Genomic DNA, 18,573 nt, shown 5'->3' on the forward strand with positions numbered 1-18,573 from the left:
CTCCCGGAAATTACAGGTTTCGACAAACCTCTGGCCGCAAAACCATCGCCGAAGTCCTTGCCAGGAGAATAGGGCCAGAGCCGTATCTGTTATATGTCCAGAAAATCTGAATAAAACCAAAGGCCTGAGGGCAGCATTCGAAACTGGTACAGTATTCGTTGCCAAATTGGCGCTATGGCTCGAAAGCTGATTTGTTCGAAACCATCCTATTCGCGCAATATCGAAGCAAAAGAACGCGAAATAGACACGAATAACGCGTCGAAATGGCAGTTCCTCGGCATCATCGGCTACGGTATCGATATCCTGATGTGGATGGCTGAAAGGTGGCTGCTGCCGTGGAAGGGCCGCGGTTGAGCAGAAAACAAGTGTTGGCGATATAAAAAAGCCGCCGCTCCAGATCGGGGCGGCGGCGTTATTTTTATGTCTGCAACGGTGGTCGCCTTAGGTGTCGAGATTGGCAACCGACAGGGCATTGTCCTGGATGAATTCGCGCCGCGGCTCGACTTCGTCGCCCATCAGCCGTGAGAACAGGCTGTCGGCATGGACTGCGTCATTGACCCGAACCTGCAGCAGCGAGCGGGCATGCGGATCCAGCGTCGTCTCCCACAATTGCTCGGCGTTCATTTCGCCCAGACCCTTGTAGCGTTGCAGCGTCAGACCCTTGCGGCCCACCGCGAACACCGCGTCGAGCAATTCGCGCGGTCCGGAAATCTGCTGTCCGCCTTCCTTGCGGCGCAACACCGGCGGCGCGCTGTAGACATCGCGCAGCTTGGCGTTCATCTGGTCGATCATGCGCGCGTCCTGGCTGCCGATCAGTCCAGCGTCCAGAAGCACCGATTCCTTGACGCCGCGCACCACGCGCTCAAATTCCAGCCCGCCTTTTTCAGTGGTGGCGCCGGTCCACCCGCGTTCGGATTCCTCGGAGATCATGTCGAGCCGTCGCGCAACTTCAGCGACCATGGCGTTCTCTTCGTCCGCATTGGTCGCCCGTTCCGGGTTGAACGCGCCGGCAATTGCCGCCTGTTCGACAACCGAATGGTCATAACGCGAATGCAGGCCCTCGAGCAGCGCCCGCATTCTCAGCGCGTCGGTGATGGTGTCCTTCAGGTCGGCGCCGGTGCGCACTTCACCGCTCGACAGTTCCAGCGCCGCCTCGTCCAGACCGGTCGTGACCAGGTATTCCTCCATGGCCTTTTCGTCCTTGAGGTACTGGCTCGATTTGCCGCGCGCCACCTTGTAGAGCGGCGGCTGGGCAATATAGAGGTGCCCCCGCTCGATCAGTTCGGGCATCTGCCGGAAAAAGAACGTCAGCAGCAAGGTGCGAATATGGGCGCCGTCAACATCAGCATCGGTCATGATGATGATCTTGTGGTAGCGCAGCTTGTCGGCGTTGAACTCGTCCTTACCGATGCCGGTGCCGAGCGCCATGATCAATGTGCCGATTTCCTGGCTCGACAGCATCTTGTCGAACCGGGCCCGCTCGACATTGAGGATCTTGCCCCTGAGCGGCAGAATCGCCTGGTTTTCGCGGGACCGGCCCTGCTTGGCCGATCCGCCAGCCGAATCACCCTCCACCAGGAACAGTTCCGACTTGGCGGGGTCCTTTTCCGAACAGTCGGCAAGCTTGCCGGGCAGCGAGGAGATGTCGAGCACGCCCTTGCGGCGGGTCAATTCGCGCGCCTTGCGGGCGGCTTCGCGCGCAGAAGCGGCTTCGATCACCTTGCCGACGAGGATCTTCGATTCGGCCGGGTGTTCTTCAAGCCAGGCGCTCAACGTCGAATTCACCAGGTTCTCGACCACCGGCCGGACTTCTGATGACACCAGCTTGTCCTTGGTCTGCGACGAGAATTTTGGATCCGGCGCCTTGACCGACAGCACCGCGGTGAGGCCTTCACGGCAATCATCGCCGGTGAGCGAAACCTTTTCCTTCTTGGTCAAGCCCGAACTGTCGGCATAAGACACCATCTGCCGGGTAAGCGCTGCACGGAAACCGGCCATGTGGGTGCCGCCGTCGCGCTGGGGAATGTTGTTGGTAAAACACAGTACATTCTCGTGGTAGCTATCGTTCCACCACATGGCGAGTTCGACAACGATGCCGTCCTTTTCGCCCAGCAGGGTCACCGGGTCATTGACCAGCGGCTTCTTGGAACGGTCGAGATAGCGGACAAAGGCCTCGAGCCCGCCCTCGTAGAAAAGCTCCAGTTCCTTCGCATCCGAATGCCGCCGGTCTGCCAGCAGAATGCGCACGCCGGAATTGAGGAACGCCAGTTCCCGCAGCCGGTGTTCCAGTGTGCCGAAATCGAATTCGGTCATGGTGAAGGTTTCGGTGCTTGGCATGAAGGTGACTTCGGTGCCGGTCTCGTCGCCGCAATCGCCGAGAACTTCAAGTGGCGCATCAGCCACACCGTGCGTGAACCGGATCTGGTGGATCTTGCCCTTGCGCCGGACCACCAGCTTCAACCAGACTGAAAGCGCGTTGACCACGGAAACGCCAACCCCGTGCAAGCCGCCCGAGACCTTGTAGGAGTTCTGGTCGAACTTGCCGCCAGCGTGCAGCTGCGTCATGATCACTTCGGCCGCCGAAATACCTTCGCCGCTGTGAATATCGGTTGGAATCCCGCGGCCGTTGTCGGTCACCGTCACCGATCCGTCCGGGTTAAGCGTCACGGTGACGCGGTCGGCATGTCCGGCGAGGGCCTCGTCGATGGCATTATCGACCACCTCATAGACCATGTGGTGCAGGCCGGAACCGTCGTCGGTATCGCCGATATACATGCCCGGCCGCTTGCGAACGGCATCCAGGCCCTTGAGAACCTTGATCGATTCGGCGCCGTATTCGGCCTCCACGGTCGGGATTGTCTCGGGCGTATCATTCATCATGCAGGGTCTTTCAGTCCAAGCCGGGTCTGCCGGCGGAAACGTCAAAAATCGCGGCGGCGAATCACCACGCGTATAGCACGCCACTATAGGCGTCGGGAGGGCGAAAACCAAATCGTCGAGGCCATGGAATTGTGGGTTTTACTCTGCATATATGGGGCATGGCCCCGCCAGACCAAAGACCGAAACCAAAGGAAACGCGAATGTCTTCCCCGCTCGCCCCGTTTGTGCCGCCAGCGCCGGTCCCCCGCACCAGGCCACCCTCGCGGTTCGAGATCATTCGCACCGTGATGCGCAATCCGCTGGAACTGTGGGGCGAGCCGTCATTCCGTCTGCAATGGATGAAGGTGAAGTTCTTCAACGAACGGACGCTGATTGCCAACCACCCCGGCCTGGTGCGTCACGTGCTCGTCGATAACGCCCGCAACTACAAGATGGCGGTGATCAGGCAGTTGATCCTGCGACCGATCCTGCGCGACGGACTGTTGACCGCGGAGGGTGAAACCTGGCGCCGGTCGCGCAAGGCCATGGCGCCGGTGTTTACGCCGCGCCACGCTCAGGGCTTTGCCGAGAAGATGCTGGCCCAGTCACGCGCCTTCACCATCCGCTACGAGGTGGCGGCAGCAAACAGCGAGGTTCGCGACATTGCTGTCGACATGACCGAACTGACCTTCGACATTCTTTCAGCCACGCTGTTTTCCGGCCAGGTCGCCGGCAGCGAGGCCGAATTTGCCGGCGATATCGAGCGGCTGTTGTCGACCATGGGAAGGGTCGACCCGATGGACCTGCTCAAGGCGCCGTCGTTTGTGCCGCGTCTGCGCCGGGTTTTAGGCCGCAAGGTGCTGGCCAAGTTCAGGAACATCGTCAAGCAGACCATGGCCGACCGGCAGCTTCTGATACGCACCAACCCCGATGCCGTGCCCGAGGATTTTCTCACCCTCTTGATCCGACAACAGGGGCCCGATGGCCTCACCCTCGACGAGATCGAGGACAATATCATCACCTTCATCGGTGCCGGTCACGAGACCACCGCGCGGGCGCTGGGCTGGACGCTCTATTGCCTGGCCAATTCGCCGTCCGACCGGCAGAAGGTCGAGACCGAGATCGATCATGTGCTGGCGCATGAGCCAGATCCGGTCAAATGGCTCGAGATGATGCCGTGGACGCGGGCCGCTTTCGAGGAGGCGATGCGGCTCTATCCACCGGCGCCCTCGATCAACCGGGCTGCCATCGCCGACGACCGGTGGGAAGACGGCGAGGGTGAAACAGTTACCATCGAGGCCGGCACCACGGTGCTGGTGATGCCCTGGACCCTGCACCGCCATACCAAACTGTGGGATCAGCCAAACGCCTATATCCCGTCCCGTTTTCTGCCCGAGAACCGCGGCAAGATCGACCGCTACCAGTATCTGCCCTTTGGTGTCGGGCCGCGCATCTGCATCGGCGCCACCTTCGCGCTGCAGGAGGCGGTGATCGCGCTCGGAGTGCTGATGTCGAGATACCGGTTCGACTGTGTTGCCGAGACCAATCCCTGGCCGGTGCAGAAGCTCACCACTCAGCCGGAAGGCGGATTGCCCATGCGGATCAACCGGCGTTAGCCTGCTTGCGGCGGATATCCGTCGGAACAAGGCAATGGCGCGGATTAACAATCCGGCCTAATACGCAGTGACGCGGCCGCCTATCAGGGCCGTCTGGGGAGCATACGACAGCAATGACATCACCTCTTTTTCTGGGCATCGACACCGGTGGTACCTACACCGATGCCGTGCTCTACAGCGAAAGCGAAGGCGTGCTGGCCTCGGCCAAGGCCTTGACCACCCGCCACGATCTGGCCATCGGCGTAGCCGGCGCGGTGGAGTCGGTGCTTTCGGAAATCGGCGGCGCGACGGAGCGCATAAGGCTGGTATCGCTGTCGACAACGCTTGCTACCAATGCGCTTGTCGAGGGCCAGGGCGGTCGCGCCGGGCTTGTGATGATCGGTTTTGCACCCAAGGATATGACCCGCGACGGATTGGCCGAAGCGCTCGGCAGCGACCCGGTGATACATCTGGCCGGAGGACACGACGTCCATGGCCGTGAAACCCCGCTTGAACTCGGGCCGCTCGAAGACCGGCTGTCATCGCTTGCCGGCGAGGTGTCGGCGGTTGCCATTGCCGGCTATTTTGCCGTGCGCAATCCATCCCATGAAATTGCGGTGCGCGATTTGCTGCGCCAGCACACCTCGCTGCCGGTCACCTGCAGCCATGATCTGTCTTCCCGGCTAGGTGGCCCGCGCCGGGCGCTGACCACATTGTTGAATGCCCGGCTGATTTCGATGGTGGCCCGGCTGATCTCCGCCACCAGCGGGTTTCTTGAAAGGCGTGGCATTCATGCGCCATTGATGGTCGTGCGCGGCGACGGCGCGTTGATTTCCGCCGCCGAGGCGCTACTCAGGCCGATCGAGACGATTCTTTCCGGCCCGGCTGCTAGCTTGGTCGGTGCGCGCCATCTCACCGGTCTCGACAACGCGGTGATCTCCGATATCGGCGGCACCACCACCGACATCGCCGTGCTCGACAACGGCCGCCCGCGGCTCGACCGCGAAGGCGCAACCGTTGGCCGCTACCGGACCATGGTCGAGGCAGTCGCCATGCATACATTCGGGCTTGGCGGCGATTCCGAGGTCCGGCTCGACGAAGGTGGCCTGATCGCCGAGATGACGCTCGGCCCGCGCCGGTTGATGCCGCTGAGCCTGGCGGCTCACCTTTGGCCCGACGCGGTTCTGCCGATCCTGGAGCGGCAATTGCGCGCGCCTTACCCCGGAAGGATGGATGGTCGATTTGCACTACGCACCGGCCTTCCCGATGCACTGACCGCCGGCCTGACGGGTCAGGAGGCTTCCCTTTACGAACGCATCGGACTGGAGCCGGTGCCGCTTAGCGAGCTCTTGTCCGGTACCTGGCAACGCGCCACGCTGGACCGGCTGATGTCGCGGGGCCTGGTCCTGACCGCCGGCTTCACACCTTCTGACGCCATGCATGTGCTGGGCCGGCAGGACCAATGGAACGCCATGGCGGCGCTGCACGGCGCCGAAATTTTCGCACGCCGCAAGGCCGGGTCGGGCAAGGTGGTGGCCCAAACCCCGGTCGATCTTGCAAACCTGGTATCTGCCCGGCTTACCCGCCAGAGCAGCGAGGCGGTGCTGACGGCGCTGCTCGCTGACGAGGAAATCACCGGCATTGACCCGACCAAATCCACCCTGATCGACCGCGCCCTGAGCCGGACGCGGGGCTTGGTCTGCTTCGGCGTCAAACTCGACCGGCCACTGGTGGCGCTCGGCGCTTCCGCGCCCGTGCATTATCCGGCGATTGCCGAAATGCTCGATGTCGAAAGTTTCATTCCGGTGCACGCGGGCGTCGCCAATGCAGTTGGCGCTGTGGTCGGCCAGGTGCGCGAGACGGTGACGGTCTTTGTCACCGAACCAGACGTCGGCGGGTTTGCGGTCAACGGCGTCGGCGACAGCCAGTTCCTGGAGGACCGCGACGCTGCCTTTGCACTGGCGCGGCAGTTGGCGGAAACCCACGCGCGCCAGGCGGCGATCCGCAGCGGCACCGACCACCCGGTGGTTGAGCTTTCCGAGCAAATCGACATGCCGGTGATCGAGGGCATTGAAAAACTGATCGAGGCGCGCTTCACGGCCGCGGCTTCGGGGCGTCCGCGCATCGCTGGCGGTTGACCTTTTGCCCGCCGGAAGCCATTTGCACATTAGAAGAATTGACAGGCAATGCTGCGCGCGGCAGGGTCCGGCCAAATTTTGAGCGGCAACGCAAACGTCTGTATAGCGGAGATCCAGTGTGAATAGAATTGAGACCAACTGCCTGCAAATCAGCGCCGACCTGCATGATTTCATTGTCAACGAGGCATTGCCGGGGACCGGCGTCGAGGCCGAAGGCTTTTTCCAGGCCTTTGCCGAAGCGGTTCATGATCTGGCGCCGAAGAACAAGGCGCTGCTTTCCAAGCGCGATGACCTGCAGGCCAGGATCGACGCCTGGCATCGTGAGCACGGCGCCCCGGTCGACATGCAGGTTTACAAGGATTTCCTGGCATCCATCGGCTACCTGCTGCCCGAAGGCGGGCCGGTGCAGGTATCGACCCAGAATGTCGACCCCGAAATCGCCGCAATCGCCGGTCCGCAGTTGGTGGTTCCGGTGACCAATGCCCGTTTTGCCCTCAACGCCGCCAACGCCCGCTGGGGCTCTCTCTATGACGCGCTGTATGGCACCGACGCGCTCGGCGACCTGCCCAAGCCGGGCGGCTATGACGAGGAACGTGGCGGCCGGGTGATCGCCTGGGCCAAGGCTTTCCTCGATGACAGCGTACCGCTGGCAAACGCCAAATGGGCCGATGTCACCAGCATCGAAGCCGGCGCGAAGCTTGAGCTTGCAACTGCCAACGGCCCGGTCACGCTGGCCGACGAAAGCCACTATGCCGGTCACGCGCAGAGCGAGGGCGGCTGGAACCACGTGCTCTTGAAGAACAATGGTCTCGGCATCGAGATCCTGATCAACCCGCAGGTTGGCCCCGGCAAGACCGACCCGGCCGGCATTGTCACGGTCAATCTCGAAGCGGCGCTGACCACCATCATGGATTGCGAGGATTCGATCGCCGCCGTCGATGCCGAGGACAAGGTTGTCGTCTACCGCAACTGGCTCGGCCTGATGAAGGGCGATCTCGAGGAGACCTTCGAGAAGGGTGGCAAGACCGTTACCCGCCGGATGCATGACGATTTCACGTTTACCGCTCCCGACGGATCGCCGCTCGTGGTCAAGACCCGCTCGCTGATGCTGATCCGCAATGTCGGCCACCTGATGACCAATCCGGCGATCCTCGACCGCGACGGCAACGAGATCCCGGAAGGCATCATGGACGCCTTCCTGACCGGACTGATCGCCCTGCACGACATCGGCCCTGAGGGTCGTCGCGCCAACTCTGCGACCGGCTCGATGTATGTGGTCAAGCCGAAAATGCACGGCCCGGAAGAAGTGGCCTTCGCCGTCGAGATCTTTGCACGCGCGGAAGCCGCACTTGGCATGGCGCCCAACACCATCAAGATGGGCATAATGGACGAGGAACGGCGTACCACCGTCAATCTCAAGGAATGCATCCGCGCGGCCGCCGAACGAGTGGTGTTCATCAACACCGGCTTCCTCGACCGCACCGGCGACGAGATCCATACCTCGATGGAAGCCGGGCCGATGATCCGCAAGGGCGACATGAAGCAGGCGGCGTGGATTGCTGCCTATGAGAACTGGAATGTCGATATAGGGCTTGAATGCGGTCTCTCCGGCCATGCCCAGATCGGCAAGGGCATGTGGGCCATGCCTGATATGATGGCGGCGATGCTGGAACAGAAGATCGGTCACCCGAAAGCCGGCGCCAACACCGCCTGGGTGCCGTCACCGACGGCAGCGACCCTGCACGCCACTCATTATCACAAGGTCAATGTTGCCGATGTTCAGGCCGGGTTGCGAAACCGTGGCCGCGCCAGCCTTGACGATATCCTGTCGGTGCCGGTGGCCCGCAATCCGAACTGGACGCCTGAGGAAATCCAGCGCGAGATCGACAACAATGCCCAGGGCATACTTGGCTACGTGGTGCGCTGGGTCGACCAGGGGGTCGGCTGCTCCAAGGTGCCGGACATCAACAATGTCGGGCTGATGGAAGACCGCGCCACCTTGCGGATTTCCGCCCAGCACATGGCCAATTGGCTGCACCACGGCGTGGTCAGCAGGGAACAGATCGTCGAGACCATGAAGCGGATGGCCGCCGTCGTCGACGGCCAGAATGCCGGCGATCCAGCCTACCGTCCGATGGCGCCCGATTATGAAGGCTCGGTGGCGTTCCAGGCCGCCGTCGAACTGGTTCTGGCCGGCCGTGAGCAGCCCAATGGCTATACCGAACCGGTGCTGCACCGCCGCCGCCGGGAGCTCAAGGCCAAGGCCTGAGACAATCTGCCGGAGCGCTTCAATTCAACCATGAAACGCTCCGGCACCTGAAAAACAAACCCCAGAACAAAAAAGCCCGCCCGGTTACTGCCCGGGCGGGCTCTTGTCTGTTGGCAATGTCTGGATCGTTACTGCTTGACGATCACCCGGGCGCCCTTGCCCGGCCGAACACGGTCATAAAGATCCATGATGTCCTGATTCATCAGCCGGATACAGCCGGACGAGGCGGCGGTGCCGATGGAATTCCATTCCGGCGTGCCGTGCAGGCGGAACAGCGTATCTTCGCCCTTCTGATTGAACAGATAGAGCGCACGCGCGCCAAGCGGGTTTTTCAGGCCCGGCTTCATGCCGCCGTCGCCATAGCGAGCCAGTTCCGGCTTGCGCTGGATCATTTCCGCGGCGGCGTCCATGTCGGCCATTGCTGCTTCCAGGCGATGTAGGCTTCGCCTTCCCAGGCAAAACCCGCCTTGCCGACGCCAATACCATAGCGCACGGCCTTTTTGCCCGGCAGGATGAAATAGAGGAAGCGGTTGGGCGTATCGACAATGATGGTGCCCGGCTTTTCCTTGGTGGCGTAGCTGATGATCTGGCGGTGGAACCGCTTATCGACCTTGCTGATCGGCACCGCCGGAATCGAGTATCCGGCATCGGTGACGGTGCCGTATTCCGAGGTAAAGATCTGCGAGGTGGCGCCGGAGGTGCCGTTTTCCGAGGTGGTGCAACCGGCCAGCGCGAAGGCGGCGATAAGTCCGGCAATGGTAAGCGATAAACGTGGTTTCATCTGAAATCTTCCGGGGGGAACAGGGCGATTGCGTCGGGTGGGAATCGGGCCCAACATGGCACTGGTTATTTTAAACAAACCTTACCTATGCAACCATCATTTGCGAAAAATTTGCGAATGGCTTGCGCTTTGACGACCATCATTGCTTTTGCGCAACAAAACCGCTCGGCTGCGTTGCGATGCCGGCCAAGTCGTGGCACCTAGGATGCATGCCGATCATATCGCCGCACGCTGACAATCCGCTGATTGACGGTCGCCAGTCCGACCGGGCGCTGATGGTGCGCCGCGGCGTACAGCGTCTGTTTGCGGACTTGCGGTTGGCGATGGTGCCGGAACTGGCGCTGGCCTCGGGGCGTCGCGCCGACCTTGTCGCGCTCAGCGAGAGCGGCGAAATCTGGATAGTCGAAATCAAGTCTTCGGTTGAAGATTTCCGGGCCGATCACAAATGGCCGGATTACCGCCAGCATTGCGACCGGCTGTTTTTCGCCACCCACTCCGAGGTGCCGGCGGAGCTGTTTCCGGTCGAGTGCGGGCTGATCATTGCCGATGGCTGGTCGGGCCACATGTTGCGCGATGCGCCCGAGCATCGTCTTGCTGCGGCCACCCGCAAGGCGATGCTGCTGCGTTTTGCCCGCGCCGCCGCCAATCGGTTGCTGCAGGCCGAATTGTCGGCCTGCTAGCGCGGCGCCCGTTTGGCCAGAATCCGCTGCAAGGTCCGCCGGTGCATGTTCAGGCGCCGGGCGGTTTCCGATACATTGCGCTCGCACATCTCGTAGACCCGCTGGATATGCTCCCAGCGGACCCGGTCCGCCGACATCGGATTTTCCGGAACTTCTGCGCGTTCACCGGGCTTGCGGGTGAGTGCGGCAAACACTTCGTCGGCATCTGCCGGTTTGGCGAGATAATCGATGGCGCCGAGCTTTACCGCGGTAACCGCGGTGGCAATATTTCCGTAGCCGGTCAGCACGACGATGCGGGTGTCGTCGCGGCGTTCGCGGATCGCTTCGATCACGTCGAGTCCGTTGCCGTCCTGCAGCCGCATGTCGATTACGGCAAATTTCGGAGTTCGCTGCCGCGCCCTGGCAAGGCCTTCTGCCACGCTCTCGGCAATTTCCACCTCGAAACCGCGGGCTTCCATGGCGCGCGCGAGCCGGCGCAGAAACGGACCGTCATCATCGACCAGCAGCAAGGTCGCATCAGGTCCGATGGATACTGTTTCAGTTGAATGGGCGTCTTCGCCTGTCATGATTTCACCTCTCGGGTGCGGCCAGCGGGTGTCAGCATCAAGAATTTTGCCAGCACCGCAGTTCTAATGCCTCTTTGCGTTTTATCCAGCTCCAACCACTGTTGATCGGGGCGGTTCACTTCCAAAAAGGTCCATTTTATCCCTCGGCCAGGTTATTTGGACCCGGGCGCCTGTCTCAGGCGCCAACCGGTTGGAAAAATGCAGCTGGGCGCCGGAACGCTCGAGCAGGGTCTTGGCAATGAACAATCCAAGTCCCAGACCGCCAGCCTTCTCCCGAACCAGACGGTTACGTCTGTTCATGAACGGAACGCCGATCTGGGTCAATACATCGGGGGCGAATCCCGGGCCATCGTCGCTAATCACAATGACTACATAGTCCTGGTCATGCCCGACCGCGACCGTCACCTCGGCATCGGCGAAATCGACCGCGTTCTCGACCAGGTTCCCCAGGCCAAACAGGATGCCTGGGTTGCGGCGGCCGATTGGCTCGCGGCCGCTGCTTTTGCCTTCCACCACCTTGATGGCGATTCCGAATTCACGGTGCGGCGCGATGATTTCTTCGATCAGCGACCCCAGCGGCAGCCGCACCATGTGCGCCTCGTCTTCCGCCGACAGCGTCGTCAGCCGGCGCAGGATGTCGCGACAGCGCTCGGTCTGGCTGCGCAGCAGCATCAGATCGTCGGTAAACCGCGGATCCGACGCCAGTGCCTTCTCCATTTCGCGGGCCACCACCGAGATCGTCGCTAGCGGCGTGCCAAGTTCGTGTGCCGCCGCCGCCGCTAGCCCGTCCAGCGCCGAAATATGCTGCTCACGCTGCAGCACCAGTTCGGTTGCTGCCAGCGCGTCAGCCAGCTGGTTGGCCTCCGCCGACACCTGGTAGGCATAAAATGCTGCAAACGCGGTGGTCGAGACAATGGCGATCCAGCCCCCGGCAATCAGCAGAAACGGAACCTCGTAAGAGCTGTCGGCATACCAGGGCAACGGCAGCGAATAGAATGCCAGCAGCGTCACCGCTGTCACCGACAAGGCGCCCAGCCCAACCGTGTGCGGCACCGGTTGTGACGCTGATGAAATGATCACCGGAACGCACAGCAGCACCGAAAACGGATTGGCCAGCCCGCCGGTCATGAACAACAATCCGGACAATTGCAGCACATCGAACGACAGCACGCCCATGGCGCCAACCGGTGGTAGCCGGTGTGCGGTGGGAAACCGCACCGTGAGAAAGATGTTGAGCCAGGCCGAGCACGCTATCAGCGTAAAGCACAGCAGTTCGGGAAACACGAACCCGTAGCCCTGGGCGACGATCACCACCGCGGCGGTCTGGCCGGCGACGGCCAGCCAGCGAAGCCGGGTCAGGGTTTGCAGCCGCAGCCGGTGCCGCAGCGAGCGATCCTCGATGAAGGGAGGAAATGTGTTCATGGTCATGATCTACCCCATCGCGGCATCGGTCGCCAATCGGCATTAAGTCGTTGTCGTTCTAGCTGCCTCTGGGCTTGGTGCGCCGGGTTGGATCGGCCAGCGCCGGGTTTTCGGGCCAGGGATGGCGGGGATAGCGGCCGCGCATCTCGGAGCGGACATCAGCCCACGAGCCGGCCCAGAACCCCGGCAGATCCCGGGTCGTCTGAATCGGTCGATGCGCCGGCGAGAGTAATTCCAGTGTCAGCGGCAACCGGCCGCCCGCAATGGCAGGATGGCGGGTTTCGCCAAAAAGCTCCTGCACGCGGATTGCCAGCACGGGTGCAGCCTGATCGTAGCGGATCGGAATCCGCGACCCGGTCGGCGCCTCGTAGTGGGTTGGCGCCAGCCGCGCAATCTCGCTCTGCGCGGCCCCGCCGCACAATGCCAGCAGACCCTGGTTGAGCCCGTCGCGGTCAATCGTCTTGAGCGACATCACTCCGGGCTGAAACGGTGCGAACCAGCTCTCCAGACTGTCGAGCAGCGCCTGGTCGGACACATCCGGCCAAGGTGCTCCAAGGCTGCGGTGCAGAAAACCAACCCGGTCGCGCAATTGTTGCCCGGCGGCGGAAAATGGCAGCGCCTTGAATCCGAGCTTGCGAATTCCGGCGCACAGCGCCGCCATCGCCTCCGCACCGGCGACAGCGGGCAGCGGCGCTTCGGCCAGCACGATGGCGCCCAGCCGGGTCACGCGCCGGGCCCGCACCGCGCCGGCATCGCTGTCAAACAGGTATTCTTCGCCGGCTGTCGAGCGCTGTTCCAGTATTTCCGCGAGCGCCTCGCCCGACAGTTCCGCTGCCGCCAGAATCCGCGCCGCCGCGGCTTTGCCGCTGAGATCGGCGATCACCAGGAATTCGGCGCCAGCCAGCCTTTCGGCAACATCCATCACTGCACCGCGCCCGTTGGCCATGACAAACCGCCCGCGCCCGCCGCGCTGTTTGGCGATCCGGTCAGGAAAGGCGGTGGCCAGCAGTGTCGCCGCGGAAATCGGGCCGCCATGCGACTTGGCGGCCTTGCCCCCGGCCAATCGCGCCGCCAGTCCTCGTGCGGCGGTTGCCCGAGCGCCACGATCATTCCGGAAGCGGGACAATCTGGTGTCAAGGTCGATGTCCAGCCCGCCGAGGCCCTGCTCGGTGAGCACCACGGCAAGCTCGGCAGCGTCCTGGCCAAACCCCTCATTCTGGCCGGCCACCACCATCGCCGCCAGCCGCGGCGGCAGTGCCTGTGCGCGCATGCGTTCGCCGCGTTTGGTCAAGGCGCCATTGGCGTCGAGCGCGCCGAGGTCGCTCAAGAGACGTCGCGCCTCTTCCAGCGCCGGTTCCGGCGGCGGGTCGATGAAGCGCAGGGTGCGCGGATCGCGAACTCCCCATGCGACACAGTCGAGCAGCATCGCCGACAGGTCACTCGCCAGAATCTGCGGAACCGAAAAAGCCGGCAAAGCCTTGCTCTGTTCGGCTCGCCATAGCCGCACGGCAATGCCCGGCCCGGTACGCCCGGCGCGCCCGGCGCGCTGATCGGTGGAGGCGCGTGAGGCGCGAATGGTTTCCAGCCTGGTAATGCCGGTTGCAGGTTCATAGACCGGTTGCCGAACCAGCCCGCTGTCGATGGCGATGCGCACGCCGTCAATGGTGATCGAGCTTTCGGCCACCGGCGTCGACAGCACCACCTTGCGGCGGCCCTTGGCTGCCGGCTTGATCGCCGCGTCCTGCTCGGCCGAGCTCAAACCGCCATAGAGCGGCTGGATATCTGTATCCGCGCCAAGCCTGTCTTCAAGCCGCTTCGCCACCTGCCTGATTTCGCCCTGGCCGGGCAGAAATGCGAGTATCGAGCCGGCTTCCGAGCTATGCAGCGTCTCGATCGCCCGCGCCATGGTGATTTCAATCCGTTCGCCCGCAGGCCGGTCGGTATGCCTGATTTCGACAGTATGGCTGCGGCCCTGGCTTTCGATCACCGAACAACCATCCAGCAACTTTGCCACCCGCTCGGTGTCGAGCGTCGCCGACATCACCAGAATGCGCAAATCCTCGCGCAGACCAGACTGGATATCGAGCGCCAGCGCCAGGCCGAAATCTGCCTCCAGCGCGCGTTCGTGAAACTCGTCGAAGATCACGCAATCAATGCCCGCCAGATCGGCGGATGCCAGCGCCATGCGGGTAAACACGCCTTCGGTCACCACCTCGATACGGGTTTGGGCCGAAACCCGGGTGTCGAGCCGCATCCGGTAGCCCACGGTTGCGCCAACCTCTTCGCCGAGCATCGACGCCATTCGCCGCGCTGCCGCCCGCGCCGCCAGTCGCCGTGGCTCGACCAGGATGATCTTGCCGCCGAGCCAGGGTTGATCGAGCAACACCAGCGGCACCAGCGTGGTCTTGCCGGCACCCGGTGGCGCCGCAAGTACTGCGTTGGGCGCCGCCTCGAGCGCCGCACACAAAGCCGGCAGCGCGTCGGAAACCGGCAGCTCGGCATGCCGAGCTGCGATGTCGCTCACGGCTGGCCGACCTTGTGAACCTGGCCGTTGGCGGCACGCGCATCGTCTTCGTCATGGGTCACCAGAACCACCGGCAACCCCACCTGTCGCGCCTTGCCAAATACCATCTTGCGGGTCTGGTCGCGCAAATCGGCATCGAGCTTGGAAAACGGTTCATCCAGCAATAGCAGGCAGGGTTGTGACAGCAGCACCCGCTGCAGCGCCACCCGCGCCTTTTGCCCGCCTGACAGCGTATCGGGATCACGGTTGCCAAACCCGGCGAGGCCTGCGTCTTCCAGCGCCGCATTTGCCAGCAACCGGCGCTGCTTGCGCCCGCGCACGGTCTCGGGAATGGCGATCGCGATGTTGTCGACGACGCTGAGATGGGGAAACAGCAGCGGATCCTGAAACAGGATTCCGGCATGGCGGTTTTCAGCCGGCAACCCGGTCAGTTCGACGCCGTCGACGCGAACGCTGCCGCTGGCCGTAAACGCCGGATCGAGAAAGCCGCCGAGATAGGCAAGAAGGGTGGATTTGCCGGAACCTGACGGGCCCATCACGGTTAGCGTTTCGCCCCGCCGCACCCGCGCGCTGAGCGCCACCAGCAGACGGTCGCCAAGCTGGATCTTCACATCATCCAGGACCAGGCCCTGATTATCGGTCATCTTGTTCAATGTCACACCCGCAAGCCGCGCCGGTTGCGGAATACCAAGCCCGGCAATCCGGTTGCAAGGGCGAAGGCGAGAAACGGCAGCACAATCTGCATGAAGGCATAGACGCCGATCACCCGGCGGTTGCCGCCCGCTGCCAGCGCCACCGCTTCGGTGGTCACCGTGGGCAGCCGCCCGGCGCCGATCAAGACGGTCGGCAGATATTGCCCGACCGAGACCGAAAACCCCACAGCTGCAGCAGTCAGGATCGCGCGTGTGAGCATCGGCAGCCGGATCCGGATCAATGTTCGGGTGCGGCTCATCCCGAGGCCCGCGGAAATCAGGTCATGGCGGCGGTCGTGGGCGCGCCAGGGATCGCTCATCGAAAGAAACACATAGGGAAGCACGAACACCAGATGCGCCAGCACCAGTGCGCCGAAACTGGCGTCAACGCCGAGCCAGATCGAAAGTACCTGCAAGCCGAACATGAACGAGATCTGCGGCACGATCAGCGGCAGATAGATCAACAGCAAAGCGTCGCGACCGCGGCCAGTCTCGTATTCGCGCTCCAGGCACAGGATTGTCAGCACCAGAGCGATCAGCGTCGAAAGCGCGGCGACGGAAAGCGTCGTTGCCAGCGGCCCGGCCATGCGCGGCAATGCCTGCACCCACGATCTCAGCGTAAAACCGGACGGCAGCGCATCGGGAAACTGCCACAACCCGGAGACCGACCACAGTGCCAGCACGGCGATGCCGCCAAACACGATCACCGCCGAGGACACCATCACCGTCCGGGCGCAGACACGCAGCAGTGCGTCGCGCCGCCAGCGGCTGCCGGCATCGCGAATGATGCAGACCATCATCGTGCCGGCGCGCTCGAGCCCGACCCAGGCGATCAGCGCCGCCAGGGTGACGCCGAGCTGCATCACTGCGCCGGCCGAGGCCAGGAACCGGGTTTCGAGCTCCGGATCGTTCATCCAGTCGAGCAGCCGTACCGGCAGGGTCGGCGGCAGATGCGGGCCGAGGATCAGCGCCACATCCACAACTGAGGTGGCATAGGCGACCACGGCAAAGACTGCGAGCCGGATCTGCCGGTACAGCGACGGCCACAACAGCAGCGTGAACGCGGCAACCCTTCCGTAGCCGAGCGAACGGCCCAGCCGGATGGTCTCGACATGCCGGGTTTGTGGCAGCGCGGCCAGCGTGACCAGGAACAGGAACGGGATTTCCTTGACGATCAGCCCGGCCATCATCGACAGCGCCAGCGGATCGTTGACGATCAGCAGGTCCGGCGGTCGGTCGAGCCCTGTCAGCCACGGCGAAATGAGCCGCATGATCATCCCCGATGGCGCAATCAGGAATGCCAGCCCGAAGGCGGCGGCTGCATGCGGCACCGAAAGAAGCGGCGAAATCATCCGCCGCATCCGCGCAAACACTGGCGTACCGAGATCGCTGGCGACAAACGCCGCCACAGCGATCAGCGCCGCCAGTGTCGAGCCGAGGCCGACAATGATCGACAACAGCGCCGAGCGATAAATCCCCGGCACCGCGTCAAGCGCTACAAAATGGTCGGTGGTCAGCCGGTCGCCGCCCAGTTCAGGCAGGTAGCCAAAGGCCGGCAGCGCGGTTCCGGCCAACCCGAAGGCGAGTGGGCCGAGCAGGATGATGAGTGTCAGCGGGGGCGCCAGCCGGGCCAGACGCACGCCACTGGTCATCGCACCGCCGCCTTATCAGCAATAATCCTGCCGCAGCTCAATTGGCAGCGCCATAACGCCTCAGCCATTCGCCCTCGATCTGTTCCATCCAGTCGGGATGTGGCTCGTCCAGTGCCGGGCCCAGTTCATCGGGCTTCAACGTGGCGACGCCGAGATCAAGTGCCGCGAAGGCTGAGCGGTCGGCTTCAGACAACTTGTCCATCGCCAGCACGGTCGGGTCGCCCCAGATCGACGGATCCTGCTTGCGCGCCTGCGCTTCCGGCGAAATCAGGAAATTGGCCAGCACCAGCGCCCCGGCCTTGGAAGCCGCGTTGTAGGGAATGGCGACAAAATGGGTGTTGCCGAGGGTGCCGCCGGGATAGGTGAACGAGCGCACGGTATCGGGCAGTTCGCCGGCCGCAATTCCAGCCGAGGCTTCCGACGGATTGAACGCGAAAATGATGTCGAGTTCGCCATCGGCGAGCTTCTGTTTCATGTCCGGGTAGTTCTGCGGATAGGCCTTGCCACCGCGCCACAAATTGGGGTGAAGCTGGTCGAGATAATCAAACAGCGGCGCCGTATCCTGGCTGAAACTGGCCTCGGTCACCGGTTGAGAAAGCTTGGTCTTGTCGACGATAGTTTCGGAAAGCACCTGCTTGAGAAACGACGAGCCGATGAAATCCGGCGGCTGCGGGTAGGAAAAGCGCCCCGGATTTGCCTGCACCCATTCGATCAGTTGCGCTGATGATTTAGGCATTTCCTCGGCTGGAGTGCGGGCGCTGTCGTGGAAGAACACCAGCTTGGCCCCGCCCCAGGGGCTTTCGAGCCCGTCGGTGGGAATGGTGAAATCGGTCAGGATGGTCGGCTTGTTCTCGTGATCGACATAGGCCCAGTTCGGCAGAGCCGTGGTCCAGTCCGGCGCCATCAGCAGGCCCTGACGCTTCATCGAGGCAAAGTTCTCGCCGTTGATCCAGATCAGATCAACTGACCCGCCTTCATCCTTGCCGGCAGCCTTTTCGGCCAGAACCTTGGCCACCGCATTGGCGGTATCGTCCAGCTTGACGTGGGTGACGGTAACGCCATAGCGCTGTTTCAGCGTCTGTCCGGCCCAGTCGATGTAGGAATTGATGTTTTCCGAGCCGCCCCAGGCGTTGAAATAGACGGTTTGACCGCGCGCAGCCTCCAGCACCGCATCCCAGTCATGCGGATCCGGATCGACGGCATTGGCGGAGGGGGCGAGCGCCAGCGCGGCGGCAAGCGCGCCAGCGAAAACAAATGGCAATTTGAACATCGTGTCCCTCATCAGTCGGCTGGTGTTGAAGTCAGACACCACACGGCCCCGTTGCCGTCAATCGAAGCGACCTTGCCGCAGCGTCACAATTTGGTGATTCGCGCGTGTATCGCTGTCGCTGATCG

12 protein-coding genes and 1 pseudogene are annotated in these 18,573 nt (G+C 62.9%); 5 read left to right on the top strand and 8 right to left on the bottom strand.

The genetic code is table 11. The annotated features are described in order from the left end of the window. Positions 1-174: 174 nt before the first annotated feature. Positions 175-354: a hypothetical protein gene (locus OEG84_RS15705; protein ID WP_267654621.1), complete on the top strand. Its 180-nt coding sequence runs from the start codon at positions 175-177 to the stop codon at positions 352-354. A gap of 87 nt (positions 355-441) precedes the next feature. On the opposite strand, the gene gyrB is transcribed toward OEG84_RS15705, so the two are convergent. After that, a complete protein-coding gene (gyrB, locus tag OEG84_RS15710) occupies positions 442-2,877 on the bottom strand; it encodes a DNA topoisomerase (ATP-hydrolyzing) subunit B (protein ID WP_267656210.1) in 2,436 nt (811 codons plus the stop codon). Positions 2,878-3,080: 203 nt separating this feature from the next. Between gyrB and OEG84_RS15715 the strand changes: the two genes are divergently transcribed. The 3 genes from OEG84_RS15715 to OEG84_RS15725 all read left to right on the top strand — a co-directional run bounded on the left by OEG84_RS15715 (position 3,081) and on the right by OEG84_RS15725 (position 8,861). After that, the gene (locus tag OEG84_RS15715) at positions 3,081-4,475 is read left to right on the top strand and encodes a cytochrome P450 (RefSeq protein ID WP_267654622.1); all 1,395 of its coding nucleotides are present in this window, start codon (positions 3,081-3,083) and stop codon (positions 4,473-4,475) included. Between the two features lie 113 nt (positions 4,476-4,588). Beyond that, positions 4,589-6,592: a hydantoinase/oxoprolinase family protein gene (locus OEG84_RS15720; RefSeq protein ID WP_267654623.1), complete on the top strand. Its 2,004-nt coding sequence runs from the start codon at positions 4,589-4,591 to the stop codon at positions 6,590-6,592. 118 nt (positions 6,593-6,710) lie between these two features. Beyond that, positions 6,711-8,861 carry a malate synthase G gene (locus tag OEG84_RS15725; RefSeq protein WP_267654624.1) on the top strand — a complete coding sequence of 717 codons (2,151 nt, stop codon included), beginning with the start codon at positions 6,711-6,713 and terminating at the stop codon, positions 8,859-8,861. Positions 8,862-8,989: 128 nt separating this feature from the next. On the opposite strand, the pseudogene OEG84_RS15730 reads toward OEG84_RS15725, so the two are convergent. Further along, positions 8,990-9,642: pseudogene (locus tag OEG84_RS15730) on the bottom strand (L,D-transpeptidase). Between the two features lie 209 nt (positions 9,643-9,851). Between OEG84_RS15730 and OEG84_RS15735 the strand changes: the two are divergent. After that, a complete protein-coding gene (locus tag OEG84_RS15735) occupies positions 9,852-10,322 on the top strand; it encodes an MmcB family DNA repair protein (protein WP_267654625.1) in 471 nt (156 codons plus the stop codon). On the opposite strand, the gene OEG84_RS15740 is transcribed toward OEG84_RS15735, so the two are convergent. From OEG84_RS15740 to OEG84_RS15765, 6 genes are all read right to left on the bottom strand, one after another. Further along, complete coding sequence (locus OEG84_RS15740) at positions 10,319-10,888, bottom strand: ActR/PrrA/RegA family redox response regulator transcription factor (protein ID WP_267654626.1); 570 nt, start codon at positions 10,886-10,888, stop codon at positions 10,319-10,321. The genes OEG84_RS15735 and OEG84_RS15740 overlap by 4 nt on opposite strands. 81 nt (positions 10,889-10,969) lie before the next feature. Continuing rightward, entirely contained in the window at positions 10,970-12,310 is a 1,341-nt protein-coding gene (locus OEG84_RS15745; protein ID WP_267656211.1) for an ActS/PrrB/RegB family redox-sensitive histidine kinase, read from the bottom strand. 58 nt (positions 12,311-12,368) lie between these two features. Next, complete coding sequence (gene hrpB, locus OEG84_RS15750; protein WP_267654627.1) at positions 12,369-14,834, bottom strand: ATP-dependent helicase HrpB; 2,466 nt, start codon at positions 14,832-14,834, stop codon at positions 12,369-12,371. Beyond that, positions 14,831-15,478 (bottom strand): ATP-binding cassette domain-containing protein, encoded by a 648-nt coding sequence (locus OEG84_RS15755; protein ID WP_267654628.1) that lies wholly within the window; start codon positions 15,476-15,478, stop codon positions 14,831-14,833. The genes hrpB and OEG84_RS15755 overlap by 4 nt, the downstream gene beginning before the upstream one ends. Positions 15,479-15,489: 11 nt before the next feature. Beyond that, on the bottom strand, positions 15,490-17,178 hold the full coding sequence (locus OEG84_RS15760; protein ID WP_267654629.1) for an ABC transporter permease: 1,689 nt from the start codon (positions 17,176-17,178) through the stop codon (positions 15,490-15,492). Between the two features lie 37 nt (positions 17,179-17,215). Beyond that, positions 17,216-18,448, bottom strand: coding sequence for an ABC transporter substrate-binding protein (locus OEG84_RS15765; protein ID WP_267654630.1), 1,233 nt, complete (start codon positions 18,446-18,448; stop codon positions 17,216-17,218). Positions 18,449-18,573 lie beyond the last annotated feature (125 nt).

Origin of the sequence: Hoeflea algicola, from assembly GCF_026619415.1 — a bacterium.
Taxonomy (GTDB): domain Bacteria; phylum Pseudomonadota; class Alphaproteobacteria; order Rhizobiales; family Rhizobiaceae; genus Hoeflea; species Hoeflea algicola.